The organism is Galbibacter sp. L-19, assembly GCF_056857615.1.
The window spans coordinates 1-12530 of the sequence record NZ_JBSXNL010000025.1 but is presented as its reverse complement, the minus strand read 5'-3'; the positions used below and the strand labels follow the sequence as shown (position 1 = coordinate 12530).

At 36.6% G+C, this 12530-nt stretch carries 12 protein-coding genes and 1 pseudogene; 8 read left to right on the top strand and 5 right to left on the bottom strand.

Translation table 11 applies throughout. The features are described 5' to 3' along the window. Positions 1–21: 21 nt before the first annotated feature. From AC13CQ_RS01400 to AC13CQ_RS01365, 8 genes are read left to right on the top strand one after another with little or no spacing between them, the layout of a single operon-like run. Positions 22–276: a hypothetical protein gene (locus AC13CQ_RS01400; RefSeq protein WP_008616402.1), complete on the top strand. Its 255-nt coding sequence runs from the start codon at positions 22–24 to the stop codon at positions 274–276. A 15-nt stretch (positions 277–291) separates the two neighbouring features. Further along, the gene (locus AC13CQ_RS01395) at positions 292–1668 is read left to right on the top strand and encodes an MBL fold metallo-hydrolase RNA specificity domain-containing protein (RefSeq protein WP_008616400.1); all 1377 of its coding nucleotides are present in this window, start codon (positions 292–294) and stop codon (positions 1666–1668) included. A 28-nt stretch (positions 1669–1696) separates the two neighbouring features. Further along, the gene (locus tag AC13CQ_RS01390; protein ID WP_008616398.1) at positions 1697–3199 is read left to right on the top strand and encodes a thymidine phosphorylase family protein; all 1503 of its coding nucleotides are present in this window, start codon (positions 1697–1699) and stop codon (positions 3197–3199) included. 10 nt (positions 3200–3209) lie between these two features. Then, on the top strand, positions 3210–4103 hold the full coding sequence (locus AC13CQ_RS01385; protein WP_008616396.1) for a ribose-phosphate pyrophosphokinase: 894 nt from the start codon (positions 3210–3212) through the stop codon (positions 4101–4103). Further along, the gene (locus tag AC13CQ_RS01380) at positions 4100–4744 is read left to right on the top strand and encodes a hypothetical protein (protein ID WP_008616394.1); all 645 of its coding nucleotides are present in this window, start codon (positions 4100–4102) and stop codon (positions 4742–4744) included. Before AC13CQ_RS01385 ends, AC13CQ_RS01380 begins: the two co-directional genes overlap by 4 nt. A gap of 6 nt (positions 4745–4750) precedes the next feature. Beyond that, positions 4751–5044: a hypothetical protein gene (locus AC13CQ_RS01375; protein WP_008616393.1), complete on the top strand. Its 294-nt coding sequence runs from the start codon at positions 4751–4753 to the stop codon at positions 5042–5044. 18 nt (positions 5045–5062) lie between these two features. Then, positions 5063–7165, top strand: coding sequence for a copper-translocating P-type ATPase (locus AC13CQ_RS01370; RefSeq protein WP_337899947.1), 2103 nt, complete (start codon positions 5063–5065; stop codon positions 7163–7165). Further along, positions 7166–8065, top strand: a complete 900-nt coding sequence (locus AC13CQ_RS01365; RefSeq protein ID WP_482882679.1) for an MFS transporter — start codon at positions 7166–7168, stop codon at positions 8063–8065. On the opposite strand, the gene AC13CQ_RS01360 is transcribed toward AC13CQ_RS01365, so the two are convergent. From AC13CQ_RS01360 to AC13CQ_RS01340, 5 genes and pseudogenes are all read right to left on the bottom strand, one after another. Then, positions 7968–8237 (bottom strand): phosphatase PAP2 family protein, encoded by a 270-nt coding sequence (locus AC13CQ_RS01360; protein WP_482882684.1) that lies wholly within the window; start codon positions 8235–8237, stop codon positions 7968–7970. The genes AC13CQ_RS01365 and AC13CQ_RS01360 overlap by 98 nt on opposite strands. A 356-nt stretch (positions 8238–8593) precedes the next feature. After that, positions 8594–9475 carry a diacylglycerol/lipid kinase family protein gene (locus AC13CQ_RS01355; RefSeq protein WP_008616362.1) on the bottom strand — a complete coding sequence of 294 codons (882 nt, stop codon included), beginning with the start codon at positions 9473–9475 and terminating at the stop codon, positions 8594–8596. Beyond that, a complete protein-coding gene (locus AC13CQ_RS01350; RefSeq protein ID WP_317133735.1) occupies positions 9472–11358 on the bottom strand; it encodes an LTA synthase family protein in 1887 nt (628 codons plus the stop codon). The genes AC13CQ_RS01355 and AC13CQ_RS01350 overlap by 4 nt, the downstream gene beginning before the upstream one ends. Before the next feature lie 234 nt (positions 11359–11592). Next, on the bottom strand, positions 11593–12045 hold the full coding sequence (locus tag AC13CQ_RS01345; protein WP_008616360.1) for a PepSY-like domain-containing protein: 453 nt from the start codon (positions 12043–12045) through the stop codon (positions 11593–11595). 66 nt (positions 12046–12111) lie between these two features. Further along, positions 12112–12381 (bottom strand): annotated as a pseudogene (locus AC13CQ_RS01340) (outer membrane beta-barrel protein); the annotation flags it as partial. Positions 12382–12530: the final 149 nt, after the last annotated feature.

Sequence of the window (12530 nt, the reverse complement as noted above, 5' to 3'; positions counted from 1 at the left end):
TTTAATTTAAAAATAGAACAAATGAAAACAGATGAACTGAAAGAAAAGGACAGTATAGATTTAGAGCCATTTTACCAAGCATTGGAAGATGACTCTAAACTACTTGAAGAAGCCCTTGAGATATTATTGGAAATGGTTCACTTTGAACCTAAATCAGTAAAGAAATTGGCTCTTTTTATTAAAGAGGATTCTCGTAATCTATATAAAGAAATAGTGGAATTGAGCAAATCAAAACAAGATAAAGGAAATACACCTTCTTGCTGTGGTGGACTCTAAATAAATACTATAAAGATGGATAACAATAAAATAAATATTCACTTTTTAGGTGCAGCAGGTACGGTAACCGGCTCAAAATATTTAGTGGACACAGGAGATAAAAAGATACTCATAGACTGCGGACTTTTTCAAGGGTTAAAAGAATTACGCCTTAAAAACTGGGAGTATCCACCCGTTAATGTTGCTGATATTGACGCTGTTTTGCTTACCCACGGCCATATGGACCATACAGGATATTTGCCGAGATTGGTAAAGCAAGGTTTCAAAGGGCCCATTTACGGCACCAATCCCACCTTGGACATCGCAAAAATCATATTGAATGATAGTGCCAAAATACAAGAACAGGAAGCCGAACGTGCCAATAAAGAGGGCTATTCCAAACACAGTCCCGCGGAACCACTTTACGATTTAAATGATGTAGAAAAAACAATCCCTTACTTCAAAGGAGTACCACCCTCGCAATGGTTACCCATTCTCAAAGATGTGAAAGCGAGGTTTCAATACAACGGACACATCCTTGGTGCCACATACATTGAGTTAGATTTACGCGGAAAACGTTTCGTGTTTTCTGGCGATATAGGCAGAACAAACGATTTATTACTGTTTCCGCCATTAAAGCCAAAAAAGGCAGATGTATTATTTATTGAATCCACCTACGGAGGAAGATTTCATCGTGATGAAGTAGAAGCACTTCCACAAATTGAAAAATTGGTCAATGAAACCATTAATAGAGGTGGCAGCTTATTTGTCCCAAGTTTTTCGGTAGAACGCGCCCAATTGATGATGCTTATTTTTTGGAGGTTACTCAAGGAGAACAAAATCCCCAAAGTACAAATGATTATGGATAGTCCAATGGGTGCCAACGTATTGGAACTGTTTCATAGAACTCGGGATTGGCACAGATTGGAAGACAACGAATGTGACGAAATGTGCTCACACTTTACAGTTGTTAGCAGTTATCGTGAAACAATGGAATTAAGAACAGATTACAAACCAAAAATCGTGATTGCAGGAAGCGGAATGCTCACAGGGGGAAGAATGCTAAACTATCTTGAAACACAGGCACAAAATCCAAATAACACCTTACTTTTTGTAGGCTATCAAGCTGAAGGCACTCGTGGCAGAAAATTATTGGAAGGTGAAAAAGAACTAAAAGTATATGGAAAATGGGTGCCGTTTAAAATGCAAGTAGTAGAAATTGAAGGGCTTTCGGCACACGCAGACCACGCAGAACTTATGGACTGGATGGATAAGATAAAAAACAAACCCGAACGTATTTTCATTGTACACGGTGAAAAAGAGAGTGCAGAAGCATTGCAAAAAGGCATCAAGGAAACCTATGGGTGGGATGCAGAAATTCCGCAATTATACACCATCGAAGAAATAGAATAAATCGAAAAATCACAACAACCAATAAAATATGGACACACACTCAAACATATTAAAATATAAACATCTCGGAATCTATACCCAAAACGAAAATGTAGTGTATATGCGCGAAGATTGCCACGTCTGTATTTCAGAAGGGTTTGAGGCACTTACCCGAATAAGAATATCCAATGCAAATACATCAATCGTAGCAAGTCTTAATGTCCTGAATTCTGATATTCTGTTGCCTAATGAAATCGGACTATCAGATGCTGCTGCGAAAAAACTCAATGTTTCCCCAAACGATACATTATATGTTTCCCATTTAGAGCCTATTGAATCCTTAAGCCACGTCAGGGCAAAAATCTATAACAAAAAACTGGATTATAAGGCCTATAACAACATCATAACCGATATCGTGGAAGGCGATTATTCCAACATCCACCTTTCGGCATTTATTACTGCCTGTGCTGGCGACCGAATGGATATTGATGAAATATCCGACCTAACGAAAGCAATGATTGCTTCCGGAAAGCAACTGAACTGGAACAAGGATATCGTGGTCGACAAACATTGTATTGGCGGATTGCCTGGCAATAGGACAACACCATTGGTAGTTGCCATTGTTGCCGCGTATGGGCTTACTATGCCAAAAACATCCTCACGGGCAATCACTTCGCCAGCAGGCACAGCAGATACAATGGAAGTACTGACCAATGTTACGCTCTCTTCCGAGGAAATAAAGACCGTAGTAGAAAAAGAAGGCGGATGTTTTGTTTGGGGCGGTACAGCGCAGTTAAGTCCTGCCGATGATGTGCTCATTAAAATTGAAAAAGCCTTGGATATTGATAGCGAAGGTCAGCTCATCGCTTCAGTACTCTCTAAAAAGGCAGCAGCTGGTTCTACTCACGTGGTCATTGATATTCCCGTGGGAGAAACCGCCAAGGTTCGCAGTACCGAAATGGCAGAAAAACTAAAAAATCATATGGAAACCGTTGGAACTGCTGTTGGGTTGAATGTAAAAGTTGTAGTTACGGATGGCACGCAGCCTGTTGGAAGGGGTATCGGTCCAACTTTAGAAGCCATAGATATATTAAAAGTTTTGAAAAATGAGGAAGATGCACCTAAAGACTTAACAGAAAGAGCATTGCTTTTAGCTACTGAACTATTAGAACTTTCTGGAAAAGTAGAAAAAGGAAAGGGACAGGAAACCGCACATAAAATTCTCAAATCTGGAAAAGCATATGAAAAATTCGTAGCCATTTGTAAGGCGCAAGGTCAATTTTCAAAACCAGTTTTAGCACCTTATAAAATTGAAATTAAAGCTGAAAAGTCAGGCGTTTTGCAACGAATTGATAACCGTAAAATTGCAAAACTGGCCAAGCTTTCTGGAGCACCACAATCTAAATCGGCAGGGATTCTTCTAAATGTGCATTTGGGAGAACAAATCGAAGAGAACCAACTGCTTTATACCATATATGCTGAATCCAAAGGTGAACTTAATTATGCCTTGGAATATGAAAACAACCATAACGACATCATAACTATAAATTAAAGAACATACTATGAAAACAATATTATTCAGTCTTCCCGGAAATGAAGAACTCACAGAACTAATGGCTACAAAAATGGATGCTGAAGTGGGTCAAGCCACATTAAGGAAATTCCCTGACGGGGAATCATACACGCGCATATTGTCTGATGTTAAAGATAAATGTGTGGTACTGGTATGCACCTTGCACGAACCGGACGAAAAACTGTTGTCACTATATTTTTTAAGCCACACAGCCAAATCATTAGGAGCTATGTGTACCTGTTTGGTAGCACCCTATTTGGCGTATATGCGGCAGGACAAAGTATTTAATGAAGGAGAAGGAGTGACTTCCGGTTTCTTCGGAAAATTGATTTCTGGTTTCGCCGATAGCATTACCACAGTTGACCCTCACTTGCACAGAATTAGTTCGTTGGGAGAAGTGTATCAAATTCCAAATAAAGTGATTCACGCTGCCGACGCAATTTCAGAATGGATTAAAGAAAATATCGAAAACCCGGTACTTATCGGACCTGATTCTGAAAGTGAACAATGGGTATCAGAAGTCGCCAAAAATGCAGGAGCACCATTTACGGTATTACAAAAGGTGCGTCACGGTGACCGTGATGTAGAAGTCTCTGTTCCCGATGTGGATATATATAAAGATGCTACACCCATTTTGGTAGATGATATTATTTCCACAGCCCGAACAATGATTGAAACCGTACAACATCTTAAAAAAGCAGGAATGAAACCACCTATTTGTGTAGGCATTCACGCCGTTTTTTCAGGAAACGCCTATCAAGATTTATTGGATTCCGGAGTAGAAAAAATAGTGACTTGTAATACCATCCCACACTCTTCAAATGGAATAGATTTAAGTGATATTATGGCAAAAGAGGTAAAAAAATTAATGCACCATATATGAGAAAACAAGGCTTTATAGTACTAATCACTTTATTCAGCATCACAATGACTGGACAAACTGAAATGCTCATTGGGCAGATTTCAGGCAGAGTTGTTATTCGGGAAAACTTTGATGAAAATGGTTCTTTTTTAAATAAACAAACTTTCAAAGCCAGTGAAACAATAAAGAAAAATGGATACTATGAAATTGAGGTAGTTACGGAATTGTTTGATAAAGACAAAAAATTGACCGATAAATACACCACAACCTATCGTTGCAAGCCTGATGAAGCAAGTGTAGTGGTAATGGCTTTCCCGTTTTCCAATCCAAAATCAAAGAAAACAGAAATCAACACCACTTCAAAGAAATTTAAAGAACTATACAATTTGGATAATCTGAAAAATATTGAATTGGAAATGAGTTTTGACTCGGGCTTGTTGAATTTTTTCGGTTCAAAAAGCATCATAAAAATTTACGATCGAAAATTAGAAGCTGGCAAAAACACTATTAAATCAAAAATAAATATTAAGGCCTATGCCTGGGGTATTCGCATCAAGCAATTCAATTATACTGTTATTGAAAAATTAAATGAAAAAGGATTATTGACTTTTCAGAAATTTTCAGAAGCAGATAACAGCTATTTTACAATAAACTATAAATAAAGACAGATGAAAAATTACGATACACTTTCTGAAGCCATAAACGATTTACAGGGAAATGGCTATACATATGATTTTAACCTAAAACCAGAATGTTTGGAGTGTGCCTCACTAAAAATTGAAATACACCCAGAAGATTTTAATGTTGACGAGATGCATCGTTTTGAGGGTATGAGCAGTACCGACGATAATAGTGTGCTTTATGCTATTTCATCAAAAAATGGGATTAAAGGACTTTTGGTAGATGCCTATGGCGTCTATGCCGAAAACATTTCGGAAGCTATGAGAAAAAAATTACGATAACACTTAAACAAGACAATAATGGAAAATCACGAACACCACAATCACGATGAAATGGACCATTCTAAAATGGACCATTCGAAGATGAAACACAAAAAAGAAGACCATTCTAAAATGAACCACAAAGGTGGGGACCATTCGGGTCACAATCCGGGTCACGGTCAAATGGGCCACGACCATCATAAAATGATGATTGCCGATTTCAGGAAACGGTTTTGGGTAACCTTAATCTTGACCATTCCCATCCTCATCATCTCCCCGATGATCCAAGGGTTTATTGGGTATGAGTTCCTGCTTCCCGGAAACCAATATATATTATTTGGCCTTTCTTCTGTAGTGTATTTCTATGGCGGCTGGCCATTTATTACCGGATTTTGGTCCGAAGTTAAAAAAGGTGCACCAGGGATGATGACCCTTATTTCTATGGCCATTACCGTGGCTTACGTTTATAGTTCGGCAACCGTGTTCGGCTTAGAAGGAGTTGATTTTTTCTGGGAACTGGCTACCCTTATCGCTATTATGTTGGTAGGACATTGGATAGAGATGAAAAGCGTCTTGGGAGCATCAAAGGCCTTACAGCTTTTGGTAAGTATGATGCCCGCAGAAGCCCATAGGGTAAAGGGTGATACCATAGAAGATATTCCGTTGGAAGATTTGTTAAAAGATGATGTCATATTAGTAAAACCAGGTGAAAAGGTGCCTGCTGATGGTATTATAACAGAAGGCACCAGCTACCTGAATGAATCTATGCTTACTGGGGAGTCCAAACCAGTTAAGAAAGAAATAGATGATAAGGTTATTGGAGGTTCGGTAAACGGTAATGGCAGCATAAAGGTAAAGGTTGAGCATACAGGAAAGGACAGTTATCTCAACAAGGTGATCACAATGGTTGAAGAAGCACAAAAGTCCAAATCAAAAATGCAAAACCTCTCGGATAGAGCTGCAAAATGGCTTACCTATATCGCATTAGGTATTGGATTTGGCACATTGGCGGTTTGGCTAATTTTAGGCTTCCCTTTTGTGTATGCTTTGGAGCGTATGGTAACGGTAATGATTATTGCGTGTCCGCACGCTTTAGGTCTTGCCATTCCATTAGTGGTCGCTATTTCTACTGCGGTTTCTGCACAGAATGGATTATTGATTAGAAATAGAACAGCTTTTGAAGAATCCCGAAAAATAACGGCATTATTATTCGACAAGACTGGAACATTGACCAAAGGTGATTTTGGTGTAACAAGGGTTGAGTCGGTCAATCAGAAATATCCACCTAAAGAAATTTTGAGGCTTTCAAGTGCATTGGAACAGAGTTCTGAACACCCTATTGCGGTTGGAATAATTAAAAAAGTAAAAGAAGATGAAGTTATTATTCCGAACCCTGAAAACTTTAACGCAATTACCGGTAAAGGAGTCGAGGCGAACGTAGAAGGGAAAGAAATAAAAGTTGTAAGTCCCGGATATTTAAGGGATGAAAAAATAACTATTCCAGAGGATGCCTATAGCGATGCCGCAGAAACTGTTGTTTTTGTCTTGATTGATGGAAAACTGGCAGGATACATAGCATTGGCGGACGAAATTAGACCGGAATCTGCCGATGCCATCAAAATTTTCAAAAAGAATAATATAAAAGTTTTAATGGCTACCGGTGATAATGAAAGAACTGCCAAAGCTGTTAGCGATAAACTCGGCTTGGATGGATACTACGCCGAAGTTTTGCCACATCAAAAAGTGGAAATAGTAAAAGAATTGGAAAGTAAGGGAGAGTTTGTGGCAATGACAGGAGACGGAGTGAACGATGCACCGGCTCTGGCTCAAGCCAATGTAGGTATTGCAGTAGGTTCTGGCACAGACGTAGCCGCTGAAACCGCGGATATTATTTTGGTAAACAGCAACCCACAAGATATTGCTAACTTGATTTTGTTCGGTAAGGCTACATACAATAAAATGATCCAGAACCTTGTTTGGGCAACGGGATACAACGTTATAGCCATTCCGTTAGCTGCTGGAGTGCTTTATTCTACCGGTTTTGTTTTGGGCCCAGCCGTTGGAGCTGTATTTATGAGTTTAAGTACGATTATAGTGGCTATCAATGCGCAATTATTAAAGCGAAAAATCGGTAAAAAATAAATGGACAAAAAAGAAAAACTCAACAGGATATTTTTAATCCTGTTGAGTTTATTTGTAGTGATGTTGGGCTATGGTATTTTATTGCCAACCCTTCCCTACTATACCGAAAGATTAGCTTTAGGAGATAACCTAGATACTGATTCGATTAACTTTCATATTGGTTTTTTGACCAGTATTTATCCGCTCTTCCAGCTTCTTTTCGTTGTACTCTGGGGCAGGCTATCCGATAAATACGGCCGTAAACCCATTATCATTGTTGGGCTAATCGGCTTTGTAATTATGCAATTACTTACCGGTCTTGCTACATCATTGACGATGCTATATGTTGCTCGCATCTTTGGTGGTATTTTCACGTCATCAGTTATTCCAGTTAGCAACGCATATTTGAGCGACATTACTTCTGAAAAACGAAGAACAAAAATAATGGGTTGGTCGGGTGTTGCCATTAGCTCTGGTGTTATTTTTGGTCCTGTCATTGGTGGCTTTCTGTCTCAAACTGACCTTCATTTAAAATATACGATAGGTCTGCTGCATTTAGACCGATTTTCAGTACCCTTTTTGTTTGCCGCTCTTCTAGGACTTATAGTCTTATTTGTAGTAGCAAAATGGTTAAAAAACACCACTCGCGTACATACGTTCACAACACAAAAAGCGAGCTTGCGATTCACATTTACCAAATATTTTGTCGTATTACTGGGTCTGTCGTTTGTCATCCAATTTGTAGTAACGCTGTTTGAAACTGTCTTTTCAATATATGGGAAAGATGAATTAGGATTTAACAGTAACCAAATAGGTATTGGTTTTATGCTATGTGGTTCAATAATGGCTGTTTTACAACCTTTGTTCGCACTCCCGCTAAAACATCCAGTATATCATGCTGATCGGCGTAAATCCTACTAAATCCAGTGAACCCAGCTAATGCATAAGCAGGTATTCCATATTTCCAGCCATATCGTTTTTGAATAAAAGCCGCACTCTGAAATGTCGTGGAGGTATGCCCTGATGGAAAAGAATTATTATTAGCTTCATTGGGTCGTGGCTTACTAATGGCTAGTTTTAACCCAAAAGTCATGGCTTCGTTTACGGCAAAACCTTTTAGAAACTGCCAAGTTCCTTGTTTATCACCAATGACAAGGGTAGATCCTAATGAAATAGTAGGCATAGCATACAAAAGAATATCTCCTGAGATTTCAATCGCTTTTTCTTGTGAATACAATCTCAAATTCCAAAAGCAAATAAGACAAACAAAAAATATAAAGCACCTCTGAATTTTAAAATGGAAGGTTTTGGTAGGGGAATTAAAAAGAGAACACATAAATTTACGCTATCAGTTATGTAGTTTTAATAGTATAGGCATGAGTATTTCTTAGGATTAAGCTACTAAAAGTAAATCTTGATTCTAAAGACATTCTAAAGTTTAAGTGAATATTAATTGATTACTATAATTGAGTCTTTCAATAATTCAATAGATACCTCTATTTCTTCTAAAGTTTTATATTCACCATCCATTTGAGATTCAAAATACCTTCCTTCATTTCTTATTATATCTAGCTTATTTGTTTGATAACTAACCACTCCATTTAAACCTAGATGTCTTTTAAAAATTAACATTACCCCAAACCATACTAACTGTAGCTTCTGCATCTTTGGGATTATAAGAACATCCAAAAGACCATCTTGTAGTGATGCTTTTGGCGTAAGACTAAAATTATAGCCCAATTCATTGGAGTTTGATGCAAAAATTAAAAATGGGTCTTTATACTTTTTTGTTCCGTTAATGGTTACTACAAGAGAATCTTCATTCTTATTATTAAAAAAAGTAACAACACAAGCTTTTAAATAACTATTAAGGGTACGCCCAGTAAAACCTTCATACCTTCGTATTACTTTTGCATCAAATCCAAAGCCTGTATTACTAAAAAAATAAGTGCCATTGCAGCTTCCTACATCAATTCTGGTTGTTATCTCATGCTGAATCAGTAAAAGTGCCTTTTCAATATCTTTAGGTATTTTCAAATGAGAAGCCAATCCATTTCCAGAACCAATGGGTACAATCCCTAAGATGCATTGAGAATTCACTAAGACAGAAGCTACCTCATTAACGGTTCCATCACCACCACATGCTACAATAATAGTGGCACCTTGGCTAACAGATTCTTGGGTCAGCACTACAGCCTCACCTTTATACTTTGTACTCTTAACTCTCACCTCATAATGGTCTTTTGAAAAATAGCTGCTCAAAAGCGTTTCATCAATATGTTTATTCCCTTTTCCTGCAATTGGATTTACAATGAAATGAATTTTTTTCATTTGTTTAAACTTTTTAAAGTGAGCTTACCGCTGGTATATAAATCATCGGCAGTTTGATAAAAAGATATGGTCTGATTTAAATAGTCATTGGATAATGTTTGTTTCGTCAGTTCATTGGTTTTATCATCCCATGTATAAAAATTAGCAGTTTTTTGGTCTCCAAGGATCATTACATCATTTCCTTTTAAAAGTCCAAGTTTTCTATAATTTCCAATAAAAGCCCTTTCCCTATCTGAAGCTTTATTTGTGATATCCTGCCCAAAGAAGTTTGAACTATACTCCCAATTAAAATAACCGAATAGTGTTGGGAAAAGATCGATTTGAGAACAGAGTTTCTCAACCTTTTCTGAGTGTTTATTAGGCAGGTTGTAGATAATAGCAGGAATATGATAATTCTTAACATCTAATTCCCACCTTCCAGCACTACTGGCACAATGATCACTCATAATCACAAATACAGTATTTTTAAACCACGGCTTTGTTTTAGCTTTTTCAATAAACTTTCCAATCGCATAATCTGTATATTTAACGGCTCCATCGCGACCACTCCCCGACGGGATGTCTATTTTTCCATTAGGATAGGTATAAGGTTTATGATTAGAAGTAGTCATGATAAAGTCAAAAAAAGGTGTTCCATTAACAGTCTGCAAATCTGCTTGTTGTAAGACTTTACTAAAAAGATCCTCATCGCATACACCCCAAGCATTTTCAAAACTTACTTCTTCATCATTAATATTCGTCCTAATGGTTTCTATCTCATCTCCAATCAAAAAATTTCTTCCTCTATCTATAATATTAAAACCATTACCACTAAAATACGTATTCATATTATCGAAATAGCCATCTCCCCCATAATAGAAGTTACGGGTATACCCTTTATTTTTAAACACTTCACCAATAGTAAACATTCCCGTATTCCGTTCTCTTTTCACAATACTTCGTCCAGGTGTTGGTGGAATCGATAAGGTTATGGCTTCCATTCCACGAACCGTCCTGGTTCCTGTAGCATATAGATTTGAAAACAAAACCCCATCCTTAGAAAGCTTATCCAAGTTCGGAGTAAGCCCCTTTTCATTGCCAAATACTCCTAAGAATTTTGCACTTAAACTCTCCACACAAATAAATATAACATTGGGGGTTATTTCACTTTGAAGTGAATCATGCCGTGAAATATTTCTATATATTGGATTTTTTTTCGGATTAATCAATTTTCCAGAAGCTTCGTATTGTTTGCTAACCAAAGCATGAGATTCTTTTTCTGTAAGGGTTTTGTAAAATTCCGTGTAAGAAAGTGCATTATTTCTAAAGGCGGCAAAAAAGGAATAAATCCCCGCCTTAGAAAGTTCATTATTGTACCGGTTTCTAGACCAATCAGCACCTTCATTGGAAACAAACATGCTAAAACAAATGGCTATTACAATCCAAGGTAAAGAAAATAATACTTTCTTTTTAAATGTTATTTGCGTCAGAAATATATGTTTAAAAACCTTGCATTTATATATTAAATATAAGGTACCAATAGCCAATAACAAGATGCTAGAAATTAAAATCGGTAAGGGATAGGACTCATTTATATTTTGAACTACCTCATAGGTATAGATTAGATAATCTACTGCTATAAAATTAAATCTTCTATGGAATTCATCCCAGAATGTAATTTCTGCAAAAAATGAAAAATAGAGCATCAATATTCCTATGGTAAAACCTGTATAGGTAGCTATTCGATCAAATAAACTCCCAATCCATTTATTAGGAATAATCATTAAATACAGCAAATACGGAAGGGTAAAAAACGAAATTGTTCCCAAGTCATAAAACAAACCTGTTATAAAAATTCGTATTATATCAATAAAATGTACATCCACCTCACCTAAATTCCACAATAAAAAAATTGATCTTACAACAAATGAAAGGCTTATAAAAAAAAGAACAAAAACCTTCAATAATTCAAAACGTTTAGGGGGACAATACCACATAAAATTACTGCATCTAAATTTAAGCGGTAAAATTAGTACCAGAATCTAAAGGAAAATTAAAGTTTGCATTTCATTCCGATTATTGCAAAAAATGGGATTTGAAAATAAATTCAAATCCCATCAATAGGAAACAATCAAAACCTAATCTTCATCTTCTCCTGTTAACACTTCTTTTTTCTTTAATTCTCCTTTTTCATCAAAAGCTACTTCCAATTTGGATTTTCCTTTTTTAATTTCACATTCGTATAGAATACCATTAGTTGTTTCCGAAATTTCTTGCGCTTTAATTTTATAATTTTGGAACTTTTGAAATAAGGAAATTCGAACCCTGTCTGGTAATTGCTTCAACTTAATTTCATGTTCTGTTTCTTTCCACGTACCATCATCCATGAAATTGGCTGAATACCGATGTCCACCATATTTAAATGCTGCTTCCCATTCATGATCAGATTCCTGATCCCAATGTACGGCCTTAGCTTCAGGGAATTTTTTATTAAATGCTTCTTCTACTTTTTCTGGCACCTCTTTTTTAATGGCAAAGGCACTTAACCCTGTTACTGAGACCACCATAAATAATAACTTTAATACTTTCATTATAAGTTTTATTTTTAGTTAATAATATTAAAATTAGGAACTAATTCTAAAGGAATGCTTAAGTGGTTAGAACTTATATTTAAAAGATATTCTCGCAATCTGTGTCTCATAATAATTCTGATATAAGGCAGTAAAATCGCTTTCGTTTATTTCTTGTCGAATGCCATAAGTATTAAAAATATCACTCATTGAAAAAGCAACCTCTCCTTTTTTATTCCATACGACTTTCTTCACTCCAATATCTACCGAAGAACGAGAAAGCTCCTTTCCTTGCGGTATATTTTTTGGTGAATAATAAAGCCCTACCACTTGAAATTGTAACTCCCAAGGCAGCTGAAATTCATTTGGACTTGCAACAAAAAACTAGACAAAGAGAAAAGAGATTATGCTGCTAATTTTTGATTGTACATATCTGTTTCAAACTCATCAATAGATTTTAATCCTAAAGCTGAGTGTAATCTTTTTCTATTATACCAAGTTTCTAT